Genomic DNA, 15229 nt, shown 5'->3' on the forward strand with positions numbered 1-15229 from the left:
CGCCCACGCAAAACGCTGGGCTGGGACACCCCAGCCCAGCGTCTGCTAGAACTCGTTTAGTTCAGTTGGTGTTGCGACGACCCCTAGAAACCGCCGATCTCGGGGCGGGCGCCTTCTTCGTTGTCAGATCCTCAGAACGGCAGAAGCGGATCCACGGCGATCGCGACGAACAGCAGCGTGAGATAGGTGATCGAAGCGTGGAACACGCGCATCGGCCGCGGCTCTCCACCGCGCACGGCGCGCGAGTACAGGCGGTGCGACTCGTAGATGAACCACCCGCCGAAGACGACCGCCGAGACCGTGTAGACGAGACCCATGGATGCCACGGGGATGAGCAGCAGCGAGCACGCCACGGTGGCCCACGCGTACAGGATGACCTGGAGGCCCACCTGCGATCCACTACGGGTCGCGCCGAGCATCGGCACATCGACCTCGTCGTACTGGTCGGCGTACTTCATCGACAGCGGCCAGTAGTGCGGAGGCGTCCACAGGAACACGAGCGCGAAGAGGATGAACGGCGCCCAGGAAAGGGATCCGGTCACGGCCGACCAGCCGATGAGCACGGGGAAGCATCCGGCGATGCCGCCCCACACGATGTTCTGCTCGGTGCGGCGCTTGAGGATCATCGTGTAGATCACGACGTAGAAGAAGATGGCCGCGGCTGACAGACCAGCGGCGAGGGTGTTGGTGAACGCCCACAGCCACACGGTCGAGAACACCGCGAGAGTCCACGCGAAGGCGAGCGCTCCCCGCGGCGACACCTCGCCGGTGACCAGCGGCCGGTTCTCGGTGCGCTGCATGTGCGCGTCGATGTCGCGGTCGAGGTACATGTTGAACGCCGCGGCGGATCCGGCGCTCAGCGAACCGCCGATCACCGTGGCGAAGATCAGCCACAGGTTCGGCAGGCCGCCCTGCGCGAGGATCATGACCGGCACCGTCGTGACGAGCAGGAGCTCGAGCACACGCGGCTTCGTCAGAGCGACGTAGGCGCGAATGGTTCGTCCGACGGAGCGGCGATCGGTCGTCGCAATGACGTGCGACGTCGTCGAGATGTCCATCGTCCCCCGGGGTAGCGCGTATGAAACCTCCACGATTCTACGCCATGCCCACCACACGACCGGCCGCCTGTCGACCCCCGTCACGGACCGCAACGGTCGCGGTCGATCTCGCTATGCTGGCCGTGAACGCGCGCCCCGCGCCGACACCCCACCCCTCTCCCACTCCTACGGTGGTGAGTGCGGCGTCGGAAGTGATCCGGGCGCAAAGTATCGAGAAAGGCGACCCTGTTGTCGGACTTCGAATGGGACGAGATCGATCGGCGCGCGGTGGACACCGCTCGCATCCTCGCGGCGGATGCCGTTGAGAAGGTGGGCAACGGCCACCCGGGAACGGCGATGTCGCTCGCTCCCGCCGCGTACCTGCTGTACCAGCGCGTGATGCGGCATGACCCGGCCGACACGCACTGGCCGGGCCGCGACCGTTTCATCCTCTCGGCCGGTCACTCCTCGCTCACGCAGTACGTGCAGCTCTACCTCGGCGGTTTCGGCCTCGAGCTGAAGGACCTCGAGGCGCTGCGCACCTGGGGTTCGCTCACCCCCGGTCACCCCGAGTACGGCCACACTGACGGCGTCGAGATCACCACCGGACCGCTCGGCCAGGGTCTCGCCTCCTCGGTCGGCTTCGCCTACGCGGCGCGCTACGAGCGCGGCCTCTTCGACCCCGAGAGCCCCGCCGGCGAGAGCCCCTTCGACCACTACGTCTACGTCATCGCCGGTGACGGCGACCTCCAGGAGGGCGTGACCAGCGAGGCGTCCTCGCTGGCCGGCCACCAGGAACTCGGCAACCTCATCGCGATCTACGACTCCAACCAGATCTCGATCGAAGACGACACGAACGTCGCCTTCACCGAGGACGTGCAGAAGCGCTACGAGGCCTACGGCTGGCACGTCCAGACCGTCGACTGGAAGAAGACGGGTCAGTACGTCGAGGACGTCGCCGAGCTCTACTCCGCGATCGAAGCGGCCAAGGGCGAGACGAGCAAGCCGTCGCTCATCATCCTCAAGACGATCATCGGCTGGCCCTCCCCCGGCAAGCAGAACTCCGGCAAGATCCACGGCTCCGCCCTGGGTGCCGACGAACTCCGCGCGACCAAGGAGGTGCTCGGCTTCGACCCCGAGCAGAACTTCGCCGTCGCCGACGACGTCATCGCCCACACCCGCGAGCTCGTCGAGCGTGGCGAGGCCGAGAAGGCCGCCTGGCAGCAGAAGTTCGACGCGTGGGCCGCCGCCCACCCCGAGCGCAAGCAGCTCTGGGACCGCCTTCAGGCCCGCGAACTGCCCGCCGACATCGCCGACGCGCTTCCCGCCTTCGAAGCCGGCAAGGACGTGTCGACCCGCGCGGCCTCCGGCACCGTCATCAACGCGCTGGCCGCCGAGCTCCCCGAGCTCTGGGGCGGCTCGGCCGACCTCGCCGAGTCGAACCTGACGACGATCAAGGATGCCAAGTCCTTCATCCCGTCCGAGTGGTCGACGCACGAGTGGTCGGGCGACCCCTACGGTCGCGTGCTGCACTTCGGTATCCGCGAGCACGCGATGGGAGCCATCCTGAACGGCATCGTCCTGCACGGGCCCACCCGCCCGTTCGGCGGCACGTTCCTGATCTTCAGCGACTACATGCGCCCGCCGGTGCGTCTGGCCGCGCTGATGAACATCCCGACGATCTTCGTCTGGACGCACGACTCGGTCGCCCTCGGCGAGGATGGACCGACGCACCAGCCGATCGAGCAGCTCGCGACGCTCCGCGCGATCCCCAACTTCGCTCTCGTGCGTCCCGCAGACGCCAACGAGACGAGCATCGTGTGGCTCGAGATGCTCCGCCGCACCGCCGGCCCCGCCGGTATCGCCCTGACCCGCCAGAACATCCCGGTGTTCGCGCGCGGCGAGGGCGAGGCATCCGGTGACGAGTTCGCGTCGGCCGCGGGTGCGGTGAAGGGCGCCTACGTCCTGGCCGAGGCGGCGAACGGCGAGCCCGACGTCATCCTCATCGCCACCGGCTCCGAGGTGCAGCTCGCCGTCCAGGCGCGCGAGACGCTCGCCGCCGAGGGGGTCCACGCTCGCGTGGTGTCCGCTCCGTCGCTCGAGTGGTTCGCCGAGCAGGACGAGGCGTACCGCGAGTCGGTGCTCCCCTCCTCGGTCAAGGCGCGCGTGTCGGTCGAGGCCGGCTCCGCGCTCAGCTGGCACGGCATCGTCGGCGACGCCGGACGCTCGGTCGCGATCGAGCACTTCGGTGCCTCGGCCGACTACAAGACCCTTTTCCAGAAGTTCGGCATCACGGCTGAGGCCGTCGTCGAGGCCGCGCGCGACTCGCTCGCCGCCGCCAAGAAGTAATCAGAGGAGAACCACAACAATGAGCACTCCCACCGAAGACCTGTCCGCCGCGGGCGTCAGCATCTGGCTCGACGACCTCTCGCGTCAGCGCATCCAGTCCGGCAACCTCGCCGAGCTCATCCAGTCCCGCAACGTCGTCGGCGTGACGACCAACCCGACGATCTTCGCCGGTGCCCTCTCGAAGGGCGAGGCCTACGAGGGCCAGGTGAAAGAGCTCGCCGCTCAGGATGCCAGCGTCGACGAGGCGATCTTCTCGATCACCACCGATGATGTCCGCGACGCGTGCGACATCTTCCTCCCGGTCTTCGACGCCACCGACGGCGTCGACGGCCGCGTGTCGATCGAGGTCTCCCCCGACCTCGCGCACGACACCGAGGGCACCATCGCCCAGGCGAAGGACCTCTCGGCGCGGGTCGACCGCAAGAACGTCCTCATCAAGATCCCCGCGACCAAGGCGGGACTGCCGGCCATCACCGAGGTCATCGGTGCGGGCATCTCGGTCAACGTCACGTTGATCTTCAGCCTCGAGCGCTACGCCGAGGTCATCGACGCGTACCTCGCCGGTGTCGAGAAGGCGCAGGCCGCCGGTCACGACATCTCGACCCTGCAGTCGGTCGCCTCATTCTTCGTCTCGCGCGTCGACACCGAGATCGACAAGCGACTGGCCGCGATCGGCACCGACGAGGCCGCGGCGCTCAAGGGCAAGGCCGGCATCGCCAATGCCCGTCTCGCGTACGAGCTCTACGAGAAGAAGTTCGCCGAGGACCGCGCGAAGGCTCTTCTGGCCGCCGGTGCCACCGTCCAGCGCCCGCTCTGGGCCTCGACCGGTGTCAAGGACCCGGCCCTGCCCGACACGCTCTACGTGACCGAGCTGGTCGCTCCCGGCACCGTCAACACGATGCCCGAGAAGACGCTCGAGGCGACCTTCGACCACGGCGTCATCACCGGCGACACGGTCACCGGCGCTTACGTCGAGGCACATGAGGTCTTCGACCGTCTCGCTGCCGCGGGTGTCGACGTCGCCGACGCGACCCAGACGCTCGAGGACGAGGGCGTCGAGAAGTTCATCGCCTCGTGGCACGAGCTGCAGGACACCGTCAAGACCGCTCTCGACGCCGGAAGCGCCCAGGCCGCGCAGTGACGTTCGAGGTCAAGGTCACCGGCCACGTCAAGTCGGTCGTCGACGCCGAGCTCCCCGGTCTGGTCGGATCCCTCGTGGCCTCCGGCATCACCGCCGGAGACGCGAGCCTGTGGGGTCCGGCCGCCGAAGACGAGGCGTCTCGTCGGCTCGGGTGGGTGCAGGCGGTCTCCGTCTCGCGCCCGCTCGTGCCCGAGATCACCGCCCTGCGCGACGAGTTCGTCGCGCAGGGCGTGACCCGCGTCGTCCTCGCCGGCATGGGCGGGTCGTCGCTGGCGCCGGAGGTCATCGCCCAGTCCGCCGGCGTCCCGCTGGTGATCCTCGACTCGACCGCCCCCGGCCAGGTGCTCGCCGCGATCGACGGCGACGCCGAAGCGGGCGGGCTCGCGCAGACGCTGCTCGTGGTCTCGAGCAAGTCGGGCTCGACCATCGAGACAGACTCAGCCAAGCGGGCATTCGAGGCCGCCTACCGCGACCTCGGCATCGACCCCGCCGAGCGCATCGTCGTCGTCACCGACCCCGGTTCCCCGCTCGAGCAGGCCGCTCGCGCCGACGGCTACCGCGTCTTCACCGCGGACCCCACCGTGGGCGGTCGCTATTCGGCGCTCACGGCTTTCGGTCTGGTCCCGGCGGGTCTCGCGGGCGTCGACATCGAAGATCTCTTGAACGAGGCGGATGCCACCCTTCTCGAGGTCGCGATCGACTCCCCGGAGAACCCGGCGCTCGTGCTGGCTGCGGCCATCGCCGGCGGAGGAGAACACCGCCGCGACAAGCTCGGTCTCGTGATGGACGACGCTCACCTCCCGGGCCTTCCGGACTGGATCGAGCAGCTCATCGCCGAGTCGACGGGCAAACAGGGTACCGGCATCCTCCCGGTCGTCCTCCTCCCGGTGTCTCCCGAGGTCGACTCGACTCCCGACGACCTGCAGGTCGCTCGCTTCGTCGACGACGCCCACAAGCTGCACCTGTTCGAGCATCACCACGGCGAGATCCTCGTCAGCGGTTCACTCGGCGCGCAGTTCGTCGTGTGGGAGTACGCGACGGCGATCGCCGGCCGCATGCTCGGCATCGACCCGTTCGATCAACCCGACGTCGAGTCGGCGAAGGTCGCCACGCGCGGTCTGCTCGACGCGCGACCCGCACCCACTCCCCCGGCGTTCGTCGTCGACGGTGTCGAAGTGCGCGTCTCCGACCCCGCGTTGGCCGTGAGCGGAACCGTCGCGGGCGTCCTCGAGGCGCTGTGGGCGACGGTTCCCGCCGACGGCTACGTCAGCATCCAGGCGTACGTGAACCGACTCGACGTTCCGCAGCTCCACGGTCTGCGCGAACTCGTCGCCGCCGATGCGGGACGCCCCACGACCTTCGGGTGGGGACCGCGGTTCCTGCATTCGACGGGGCAGTACCACAAGGGAGGGCCGGCCAACGGCGTCTTCCTCCAGATCACCGAACGCACCGACGTCGACCTCGAGATCCCGGGGCGCCCGTTCACGTTCGGCGAGCTCATTCAGGCACAGGCTGCGGGTGACGCGAGCGTGCTGGCGGACGGCCACGGCCGCCCCGTCGTCACGCTGACGCTGACCGACCCGCAGCTCGACGTTCTTTCACTCTTCGAGGCGGCACAGTAGAGCATGGTCGTAGAGATCACCCCGGGTCATAACCCCCTCCGCGATCCCGAGGATCGCCGGCTGAGCCGGATCGCCGGCCCCAGCGCACTCGTCATCTTCGGCGTGACAGGAGACCTGTCGCGCAAGAAGCTCATGCCGGCGGTCTACGACCTCGCCAACCGCGGGCTCCTGCCCCCGGGCTTCGCTCTCGTGGGCTTCGCGCGCCGGGACTGGGAAGACCAGGACTTCGCGAAGGTCGTCTACGAGTCGGTCAAGCAGTACGCCCGCACCGAGTTCCGCGAAGAGACCTGGAAGGAGCTCCTCGAGGGCATCCGGTTCGTCCAGGGCGAGTTCGACGACCCGGCGGCGTTCCAGCGTCTGCGCGAAACGGTCGATCGTCTCGACGTGGAGCGCGGGACGATGGGCAACCACGCCTACTATCTGTCGATCCCCCCGAAGGCGTTCCCGCTCGTCACCACGCAGCTCAAGGCCTCGGGCCTCGTCGGCGGAGACGCCGACAAGACGAGCGGGTGGCGACGCGTCGTCATCGAGAAGCCCTTCGGCCACGACCTCGCCTCGGCGCGCGCGCTGAACGAAGTCGTCGAGAGCGCGTTCCCGGCCGACTCGATCTTCCGGATCGACCACTACCTCGGCAAAGAGACGGTGCAGAACATCCTGGCGCTGCGCTTCGCGAACGAGCTCTACGAGCCGATCTGGAACCGCAACTACGTCGACCACGTCCAGATCACCATGGCCGAAGACATCGGCGTGGGTGGACGTGCGGGCTACTACGACGGGATCGGCGCCGCTCGCGACGTCATCCAGAACCACCTCCTGCAGCTGCTCGCCCTCACGGCGATGGAGGAGCCCATCAGCTTCAACGCCGCCGACCTGCGTGCCGAGAAGGAGAAGGTGCTCGCCGCCGTCCGCCTCCCGGAGAACCTCGCGGAGGCGACCGCTCGCGGCCAGTACGCGGGCGGCTGGCAGGGCGGCGAAGAGGTTCTCGGCTTCCTCGAGGAAGACGGGATGAACCCCGAATCGGTCACCGAGACCTACGCCGCGATCAAGCTCGAGATCAACACGCGTCGCTGGTCGGGCGTGCCGTTCTACGTCCGCAGCGGAAAGCGTCTCGGACGCCGCGTGACCGAGGTCGCCGTCGTCTTCAAGCGTGCGCCGCAGCAGTTGTTCTCGCGCAGCCAGACGCAGGAACTGGGGCAGAACGCCCTCGTCATCCGCGTGCAGCCCGACGAGGGCGTCACGATCCGCTTCGGTTCGAAGGTCCCTGGCGACGGTACACAGGTGCGCGATGTGACGATGGACTTCGGTTACGGCCACGCCTTCACCGAGGCGAGCCCCGAAGCGTACGAACGACTCATCCTCGACGTCCTTCTGGGTGACCCGCCGCTCTTCCCCCGCCACGAGGAGGTCGAGCTCAGCTGGAAGATCCTCGACCCCATCGAGGAGTTCTGGGCCGCCCAGGGCGGTCCGCTCGAACAGTACTCGCCCGGATCGTGGGGCCCGTCGTCCGCCGACGAGCTCCTCGCCCGCGACGGCCGCACCTGGAGGCGCCCGTGATCATCGACCTGCCCGACACCACCGTCAGCGCGATCTCGAAGAAGCTCGTCAGCGTCCGCGAAGAAGGCGGAGCCGTCGCTCTCGGGCGCGTCCTGACCCTCATCATCGTCACCCACCACGGTGCCGAGGAAGAGGTCATCGAGGCCGCGAACGACGCCTCGCGCGAGCACCCGATGCGCGTCATCGCCGTGCTCTTCGGGGACGAAGACGAGGCTCCCCGTCTCGACGCGCAGATCCGCGTCGGCGGAGACGCCGGCGCGAGCGAGGTCGTGGTGCTGCGCGCCCACGGCGCCGCGCGCTCCAACGCCGAGAGCCTGGTCACCGGGCTTCTCCTCCCGGATGCGCCCGTCGTGGCGTGGTGGCCCGCCGACGCCCCCGAGAACCCCTCGAGGTCGGCGATCGGGCGCATCGCGCAGCGGCGCATCACCGACGCTTCGTCGCAGGAGGATCCTGCCGCCTGGGTCGCCCGCCTGGGCGAGCACTACGCGCCCGGAGACACCGACTTCGCCTGGACGCGTCTCACGCGGTGGCGTGAGCAGCTCGCGGCGGTGCTCGACCAGCCCCCGTACGAGCCGGTCACGGCCATCGAGGTCAAGGGCGCGGCGGACTCCCCGTCGACGGCCCTGCTCGCCGCGTGGCTCGGCCTCAAGCTCGAAGCCCCCGTCGACTACACCTATCTGTCGCCGGACGAGTGGGCCACCGGCATCAAGTCGGTCCGCCTGACCCGTGAGAGCGGCGACACGCTCCTCGAACGGCCCGAGCCCGCGGTCGCCGTGCTGACCCAGCCCGGCCAGCCCACGCACGACCTCGCGTTCCCACGGCGGACGCTGCGCGAGTGCCTCGCCGAGGAGCTCCGTCGCCTCGACCCCGACGTGCTCTACGGCCGCGTCATCACCGAGTGTGCGCACCTTCTGCGCACGGCGGATGAGCGGAGCGACGCATGAGCGAGAACGGTGCGTCCAAGCGCGTCATCATCAAGCGCGACCCCGACACCCTGGCCGAGTACGTCGCGACGCGGTTCGTGAACCGCATCGTCAAGCGCGTGGCCGAGGGCAAGCGCATGCATGTGTGCCTCACGGGGGGAACGATGGGCGGCGCGGTCCTGCGCACCGCCGCGCGCGACCCCCGCGTCGCCGAGATCGACTGGTCGCTCGTGCACTTCTGGTTCGGCGACGAGCGCTTCGTGCCGCGCGACTCCGACGACCGCAACGAGAAGCAGGCGCGCGAGGCGTTCCTCGACCGTCTCGACATCCCCGCCGCGAACATCCACGCTGTCGCGTCGTCGGACGAGGGTCTCGACTTGGATGCCGCCGCCATCGCGTACGCGGACGAGCTCGCGCAGTTCGCCCCCTCCGACCGCAGCGAGACCGGCCCGTGGCCCTCGTTCGACATCTGCTTCCTCGGTGTGGGGCCGGACGCGCACATCGCTTCGCTCTTCCCCGACCGTTCCGAGATCTCGGTGACAGATCGCGCGACGGTGCCCGTGCGCGACTCCCCCAAGCCGCCGAGCGACCGCGTCTCTCTGACGCGACCGGTCATCAACTCGTCGAAGCGCGTGTGGATGGTCATCGCCGGAGCCGACAAGGCCGCCGCGCTCGGTCTCGCCCTCGCCGGTGCGAGCTACCAGAGCGTTCCCGCCGCGGGAGCCAAGGGTCGTCGTCGCACCGCGTTCTTCGTCGACGAGTCGGCCGCCGATCAGGTTCCCCCGCAGCTCATCGATCGCGAGTACTGACCCTCTCGCACGTCGACAAGAAAGAGACCGGATGCCATCGGCATCCGGTCTCTTCTCGTTCTCGCGAAGGCGGGCGGACGTTACTGTCCGCGGCGCTCGCGCAGCTGCTGCAGCGCGTCGTCGAGGAGCGACGCCGCTTCCTCGTCGGTGCGGCGTTCCTTCACGTACGCGAGGTGCGTCTTGTAGGGCTCGGACTTCGCGAGAGCCGGAGGGTTGTTCTTGTCGCGGCCGGCGGGGAGGCCGGAGTGCGGTGAGTCGATGGTCTCGGGGATCTCGTCGTCCGGGATCCCGGCGGCGAAGTACCGCACCGTCTCGTTACCGAGGGCGTCCCAGTACGAGACCGCGACGCGATCGGCGTGGAAACCGTGGTCCTGCTCACCCATGGGGCCGGCGCCCACCCGGGAGCCGCGAATCGCGTTGCCGCCAGTAGCCATGTCAGATCTCCGCGAACTTGGTCAGCAGACCGAGGCCGACGATGGTGACGAACCACACCAGCGCGAGCACGATCGTGAAACGGTTGAGGTTGCGCTCCGCGAGTCCGGACGAGCCGAGGGCGGAACTCATCCCGCCGCCGAACATGTCGGAGAGACCGCCACCGCGACCCTTGTGGAGCAGGATCAGCAGGGTCAGCAGGAGGCTGGTGACGCCCAGCAGCACCTGCAGGACGAACTCGAGAATCTGCACTGTCGAAAGCCTTTCGCGAGCGACCTGGTCGGCCGCACAAGCGTCAAGTATACGGGGAGGCGGGGCGGACACACGGATGCCCGCGACGAAGCGCCGCGGGCATCCGGTACGGGGTCAGACCCCGACGTGCTTCTGGTAGCGGATGATCGCGGCGAACTCATCGACGACGAGGCTCGCTCCACCGACCAGGGCGCCGTCCACATCGGGCTCGCGCATGAACGCGGCGATGTTGTTCGACTTGACTGATCCGCCGTAGAGCACGCGCGTGCGCGCTGCCGCGTCGGCACCGAGCTTGTCTGCCACGACGGCGCGAAGCTTCGCGCAGACCTCCTGCGCCTGGTCGGGCGTTGCCGCCTGGCCCGAGCCGATGGCCCAGACCGGCTCGTACGCCACGACGATGTCGGCATCGGATGCCACGCCTTCGAGCGCGACCTCGAGCTGGCCCACGGGCACGGCGCTCGCGCCGAACTTCTCGAGGTCTTCCGACGTCTCACCCACGCAGATCACCGGGACGAGACCGTGACGGAGAGCCGCCTGGGTCTTGGCCGCGACGACCTCGTCGGTCTCGTTGTGGAACTGGCGGCGCTCCGAGTGACCGATGATCACGTAGCGCGCGTTCAGCTTCGCGAGAAACTGGCCCGAGATCTCACCGGTGTAGGCGCCGGAGTCGTGCGCGGACAGATCCTGACCGCCGAGAGCGAACTCGATCTTGTCGGCATCCAGGAGAGTCTGCACGGTCCGCAGGTCGGTGAAGGGCGGGAAGACCGCCACCTCGACGCTGCCGTTCTCGTGCTTGGCTTCCTTCAGCGTCCAGTGCAGCTTCTGGACGAACGCGACCGCCTGCAGGTGGTCGAGGTTCATCTTCCAGTTGCCGGCGATGAGGGGGGTTCTGGTCACACCCATCCGAGGACCTCCAGTCCGGGGAGCTTCTTACCTTCGAGGAACTCCAGGCTGGCACCGCCACCGGTGGAGATGTGACCGAACTGGTCGTCCGCGAAGCCGAGCTGACGCACGGCAGCCGCGGAGTCGCCGCCGCCGACGACACTGAGGCCGTCGACCTCGGTGAGCGCCTGCGCGACGGTCTTGGTGCCGGCTTCGAACGCCTTCATCTCGAACACGCCCATCGGGCCGTTCCAGAAGACGGTGCGGGATCCGCGGATCGCGTCGGCGAACAGCTCCGCCGTGCGAGGGCCGATGTCGAGGCCCAGGCCGGACGCGCCGAAGGACGTGTCCTCCAGCTTGTCGGCGTCGGCCACGACGTGCTCGGCGTCCGCCGAGAACGACGCCGCGACGACGGCGTCGACCGGAAGCACGATCTCGACGCCGCGCTCCTTCGCCGTGGCGAGGTAGCCCTTCACGGTGTCGATCTGGTCTTGCTCGAGCAGGCTCGAGCCGACCTTGTGACCCTCGGCGACGAGGAAGGTGAACATCATGCCGCCACCCACGAGGAGCTTGTCGACGCGCGGGAGCAGGTGCTCGATGACCCCGAGCTTGTCGCTGACCTTCGAGCCGCCGAGGACGACCGTGTACGGACGCTCGGGGTTCTCGGTCAGGCGGTCGAGGACCTCGAGTTCCTTCTGGATGAGAAGGCCCGCGGCGGACGGCACGATCTGGGCGAGGTCGTAGACGCTCGCCTGCTTGCGGTGCACGACACCGAAGCCGTCCGACACGAGAGCGTCGCCGAGACGGGCGAGCTCCCGGGCGAACGCCTGGCGTTCGGTCTCGTCCTTCGAGGTCTCCCCCGCGTTGAAGCGGAGGTTCTCGATGACGGCGACCTCACCGTTCTCCAGAGCGGCCACGGCATCCTGAGCCGACTCGCCCACCGTGTCGCGTGCGAACGCGACGGGCTGGCCGAGCAGCTCGGAGAGGCGCTGCGCGACCGGCTCGAGCGAGTACTTCGGGTCGGGCGCGCCGTCGGGACGGCCCAGGTGCGAGCACACGACCACACGCGCGCCGGCGTTGATCAGTGCGTTGAGAGTCGGCAGCGACGCCCGCACGCGGCCATCGTCCGTGATGACGCCGTCCTTGAGAGGAACGTTCAGGTCACAACGGACGATGACGCGCGTGCCGGCGAGCGACCCCAGCGAATCGAGGGTGCGCAGAGCCATGAAGGGTTACAGGCGCTCGGCGACGTACTCGGTGAGGTCGACGAGGCGGTTCGAGTAGCCCCACTCGTTGTCGTACCACGACGACACCTTGACGAGGTTGCCGCTGACGTTGGTCAGCTCCGCGTCGAAGATCGACGAGTGCGGGTTGCCCTGGATGTCGCTCGAGACGATCGGGTCCTCGGTGTACTGCAGGATGCCGTTGAGGCGACCCTCGGCAGCGGCCTGCTTGTACACGGCGTTGATCTGGTCGGCGGTCAGGCCCTCGGTGGGCGTGACGATGGTGAGGTCGACGATCGAGCCGGTGGGGACCGGAACGCGGTACGACGAGCCGCTGAGCTTGCCGTTGAGCTCGGGGAGCACGAGGCCGATGGCCTTGGCCGCACCGGTCGAGGCGGGGACGATGTTGATCGCGGCGCCGCGGGCACGACGGAGGTCGCTGTGCGGACCGTCCTGCAGGTTCTGGTCGGCGGTGTACGCGTGAGCGGTCATCATGAAGCCACGCTCGATGCCGAAGGCGTCGTTGAATACCTTCGCCAGCGGGGCGAGGCAGTTCGTGGTGCACGAGGCGTTCGAGATGATGACGTCGGTCTCGGGGTTGTACGTCTCTTCGTTCACACCCATGACGATCGTGGCGTCGTCACCCGTGGCCGGAGCCGAGATGAGGACCTTCTTGGCGCCACCGGCGACGTGCTTCTTGGCGTCTTCCGCCTTGGTGAAGCGACCGGTCGACTCGATGACGATGTCGACACCGAGCTCGCCCCAGGGGAGGTTGGCGGGGTCGCGCTCTTCGAAGACCTTGATGGTCTTGTCGCCGACGGTGATGGAGTCTTCGGTGTACGAGACGTCCTCGGCGAGAACGCCGCCCACGGAGTCGTACTTGAGGAGGTGCGCGAGGGTCTTGTTGTCGGTGAGGTCGTTCACCGCCACGATTTCGAGGTCGGCACCCTGCGCGAGAGCCGCGCGGAGGTAGTTGCGTCCGATACGGCCGAAGCCGTTGATTCCGATCTTGACGGTCACGGAATATCTCCTGAATCAGTTGTGCGCGAGAAGCGCGTGATTGCGGTGTTCGCTAGCGGACAACGGCGTCCCGGTGGGGTGTCCCACCGGGACGCCCGCACCGTTTACGACAGTACCAGCAGACCCGTGGTCTTCTCACGGGCAGCGGCGAAGCGCTCCTGAGCGTCGGCCCAGTTCGCGATGTTCCAGAACGCCTTCACGTAGTCGGCGCGGACGTTCTTGTAGTCGAGGTAGTAGGCGTGCTCCCAGACGTCGAGCAGCAGCAGCGGCACGGTGCCGGCGACGATCTGGCCCTGCTGGTCGAAGAACTGCTGGATGAGCAGGTTCTGGCCGATCGAGTCCCAGAACAGACCCGCCCAGCCCGAACCCTGCACGCCGAGGGCCGCGGCCGTGAACTGCGCCCGGAAGGCGTCGAACGAACCGAACTGGTCGTCGATCGCGGCCTCGAGGTCGCCGGTCGGCTTGTCGCCGCCGTTGGGCGAGAGGTTCGTCCAGAAGATCGAGTGGTTCGTGTGGCCGCCGAGGTTGAAGGCGAGATCCTTCTGCAGGCGGTTGATGTTGGCGAAGTCGCCCTTCTCACGCGCTTCCGCGAGCAGGTCGAGGGTGGCGTTCGCGCCGTTCACGTACGTCTGGTGGTGCTTGCTGTAGTGCAGCTCCATGATCGTCGCACTGATGTGCGGCTCCAGCGCGGCGTAGTCGTAGGGGAGTTCGGGCAGTGTGTACTTCGCCATGGTCTCTACTTCCGGATCGGTCGCCGCACGGACGCCTCAACGCGAGAAACGGCGTGCAGCGAGGGTGACTTTTTCATCCTAGTGACGGGTAACGCCGCACCCACGGGGTTGCTTCCCCGCATGACGGAAGATAGGTCTCCCGGGCGCGTCGCACGACCGCAACGCGGATGATGACGGATGCCGGAGGCGTGGCATCCGACGCCCTGCGTGCCGCGAGAACTCGACGCGCGCTCAGCCCTCGATGCCGACGGGAACAGCGGCTTCGGTGCCGGGAATGCCCTCGACTTCGGCCTTCTTGTCGGCCATGGCCAGCAGGCGGCGGATGCGGCCGGCGACGGCGTCCTTCGTCAGGGGCGGATCGGCGTGGTGACCGAGCTCGTCGAGGCTCGCGTCGCGGTGAGCGAGGCGGAGCTCACCCGCCTGCTGGAGGTGCTCGGGCACCTCGTCACCGAGGATCTCGAGGGCGCGCTCGACGCGGGCACAGGCGGCCACCGCGGCTTGCGCGGAGCGACGGAGGTTGGCGTCGTCGAAGTTCACAAGACGGTTGACGCCCGCGCGCACCTCGCGGCGCTGGCGCATCTGATCCCACTCCCCCGCCGTGCGACGAGCGCCCATCTCGTAGAGCGCACCGCGGATCGCCTCGCCGTCGCGGACGACGACGCGCGGGACTCCGCGCACCTCGCGAGCCTTCGCGGGGATGCCGATGCGGTGACCCGCACCGACGAGCGCCATCGCCGCCTCGGACGAGGGGCACGAGATCTCGAGCGCTGCGGAGCGGCCGGGATCGCTCAGCGAGCCGCTCGCGAGGAAGGCGCCGCGCCAGATCGCGCTCAGGTCGGGGCGCGATCCGGTCGTGAGCTTGTTCGGGAGTCCGCGAACGGGACGACGGCGCTGGTCGAGGAGGCCGGTCTGGCGCGCGAGCGTCTCGCCCGCCTCGATGACGCGCACCGCGTAGTAGCCGCCCGTGCGCCCGCCGGATCCCTGCACGTGGTGAAGTTCGGGACGGACGCCGTACAGCTCGACGAGGTCGCGGGCGACGCGGCGGGCGAGGACATCGGAGTCGAGCTCGGCCTCCACCGCGACGCGATTGGCGATGGAGTGCAGTCCGCCGGAGAAGCGCAGGATGGCCGTGAGCTCCGCGACGCGCGCGGTGGGGCGCGGGTCGCGGACGGTGATGAGCTCGGCCTTCACGTCGGCGGTCAGCGGCACGGTACTCCTCGGTTCGGGGGGGGGTGGGGGCGGGGGACGAGGGTA

General features: G+C 68.5%; 14 protein-coding genes. 6 read left to right on the forward strand and 8 right to left on the reverse strand.

Annotated elements, in window-relative coordinates:
* Positions 1-131: 131 nt before the first annotated feature.
* The gene (locus AB0O24_RS17655) at positions 132-1058 is read right to left on the reverse strand and encodes a heme o synthase (RefSeq protein ID WP_307386598.1); all 927 of its coding nucleotides are present in this window, start codon (positions 1056-1058) and stop codon (positions 132-134) included.
* Between the two features lie 228 nt (positions 1059-1286).
* On the opposite strand from AB0O24_RS17655, the gene tkt reads away from it, so the two are divergent.
* Genes tkt through pgl form a run of 6 tightly spaced genes read left to right on the forward strand, consistent with a single transcriptional unit; the run spans position 1287 to position 9435 of the window.
* Positions 1287-3386 carry a transketolase gene (gene tkt, locus AB0O24_RS17660; protein ID WP_363376703.1) on the forward strand — a complete coding sequence of 700 codons (2100 nt, stop codon included), beginning with the start codon at positions 1287-1289 and terminating at the stop codon, positions 3384-3386.
* Positions 3387-3405: 19 nt separating this feature from the next.
* Positions 3406-4527, forward strand: coding sequence for a transaldolase (tal, locus tag AB0O24_RS17665; RefSeq protein WP_275799585.1), 1122 nt, complete (start codon positions 3406-3408; stop codon positions 4525-4527).
* Positions 4524-6149, forward strand: a complete 1626-nt coding sequence (locus AB0O24_RS17670; protein WP_363376705.1) for a glucose-6-phosphate isomerase — start codon at positions 4524-4526, stop codon at positions 6147-6149. Before tal ends, AB0O24_RS17670 begins: the two co-directional genes overlap by 4 nt.
* A 3-nt stretch (positions 6150-6152) precedes the next feature.
* Positions 6153-7703 (forward strand): glucose-6-phosphate dehydrogenase, encoded by a 1551-nt coding sequence (gene zwf, locus AB0O24_RS17675; RefSeq protein ID WP_275798630.1) that lies wholly within the window; start codon positions 6153-6155, stop codon positions 7701-7703.
* On the forward strand, positions 7700-8647 hold the full coding sequence (locus AB0O24_RS17680) for a glucose-6-phosphate dehydrogenase assembly protein OpcA (RefSeq protein ID WP_363376708.1): 948 nt from the start codon (positions 7700-7702) through the stop codon (positions 8645-8647). The genes zwf and AB0O24_RS17680 overlap by 4 nt, the downstream gene beginning before the upstream one ends.
* The gene (gene pgl / locus AB0O24_RS17685) at positions 8644-9435 is read left to right on the forward strand and encodes a 6-phosphogluconolactonase (RefSeq protein ID WP_275798634.1); all 792 of its coding nucleotides are present in this window, start codon (positions 8644-8646) and stop codon (positions 9433-9435) included. Before AB0O24_RS17680 ends, pgl begins: the two co-directional genes overlap by 4 nt.
* Positions 9436-9515: 80 nt before the next feature.
* Here the strand turns inward: pgl and AB0O24_RS17690 are convergent, their stop codons facing one another.
* The 7 genes from AB0O24_RS17690 to whiA form a co-directional block, all read right to left on the reverse strand.
* A complete protein-coding gene (locus AB0O24_RS17690) occupies positions 9516-9869 on the reverse strand; it encodes an RNA polymerase-binding protein RbpA (protein ID WP_013586743.1) in 354 nt (117 codons plus the stop codon).
* 1 nt (position 9870) lies between these two features.
* Complete coding sequence (gene secG / locus AB0O24_RS17695; protein WP_013586744.1) at positions 9871-10119, reverse strand: preprotein translocase subunit SecG; 249 nt, start codon at positions 10117-10119, stop codon at positions 9871-9873.
* Between the two features lie 114 nt (positions 10120-10233).
* Positions 10234-11022 carry a triose-phosphate isomerase gene (gene tpiA, locus AB0O24_RS17700; protein ID WP_363376710.1) on the reverse strand — a complete coding sequence of 263 codons (789 nt, stop codon included), beginning with the start codon at positions 11020-11022 and terminating at the stop codon, positions 10234-10236.
* On the reverse strand, positions 11013-12227 hold the full coding sequence (locus AB0O24_RS17705) for a phosphoglycerate kinase (protein WP_363376712.1): 1215 nt from the start codon (positions 12225-12227) through the stop codon (positions 11013-11015). Before AB0O24_RS17705 ends, tpiA begins: the two co-directional genes overlap by 10 nt.
* 6 nt (positions 12228-12233) lie before the next feature.
* Positions 12234-13244, reverse strand: coding sequence for a type I glyceraldehyde-3-phosphate dehydrogenase (gene gap / locus AB0O24_RS17710; protein ID WP_275798644.1), 1011 nt, complete (start codon positions 13242-13244; stop codon positions 12234-12236).
* A 104-nt stretch (positions 13245-13348) separates the two neighbouring features.
* Positions 13349-13975, reverse strand: a complete 627-nt coding sequence (locus AB0O24_RS17715; protein ID WP_058596648.1) for a superoxide dismutase — start codon at positions 13973-13975, stop codon at positions 13349-13351.
* A 231-nt stretch (positions 13976-14206) separates the two neighbouring features.
* Positions 14207-15184 (reverse strand): DNA-binding protein WhiA, encoded by a 978-nt coding sequence (gene whiA / locus AB0O24_RS17720; RefSeq protein WP_058596649.1) that lies wholly within the window; start codon positions 15182-15184, stop codon positions 14207-14209.
* Between the last annotated feature and the right edge of the window lie 45 nt (positions 15185-15229).

This window comes from Microbacterium sp. NPDC086615 (genome assembly GCF_040686055.1).
GTDB lineage: Bacteria > Actinomycetota > Actinomycetes > Actinomycetales > Microbacteriaceae > Microbacterium.

Bases quoted from the DNA above. Each gene is read 5' to 3' on its own strand.
- AB0O24_RS17655 (WP_307386598.1), bottom strand. From the start codon at position 1,058: ATGGACATCTCGACGACGTCGCACGTCATTGCGACGACCGATCGCCGC.
- tal (WP_275799585.1), top strand. From the start codon at position 3,406: ATGAGCACTCCCACCGAAGACCTGTCCGCCGCGGGCGTCAGCATCTGG.
- zwf (WP_275798630.1), top strand. From the start codon at position 6,153: ATGGTCGTAGAGATCACCCCGGGTCATAACCCCCTCCGCGATCCCGAG.
- pgl (WP_275798634.1), top strand. From the start codon at position 8,644: ATGAGCGAGAACGGTGCGTCCAAGCGCGTCATCATCAAGCGCGACCCC.
- AB0O24_RS17690 (WP_013586743.1), bottom strand. From the start codon at position 9,869: ATGGCTACTGGCGGCAACGCGATTCGCGGCTCCCGGGTGGGCGCCGGC.
- tpiA (WP_363376710.1), bottom strand. From the start codon at position 11,022: ATGGGTGTGACCAGAACCCCCCTCATCGCCGGCAACTGGAAGATGAAC.
- AB0O24_RS17705 (WP_363376712.1), bottom strand. From the start codon at position 12,227: ATGGCTCTGCGCACCCTCGATTCGCTGGGGTCGCTCGCCGGCACGCGC.
- AB0O24_RS17715 (WP_058596648.1), bottom strand. From the start codon at position 13,975: ATGGCGAAGTACACACTGCCCGAACTCCCCTACGACTACGCCGCGCTG.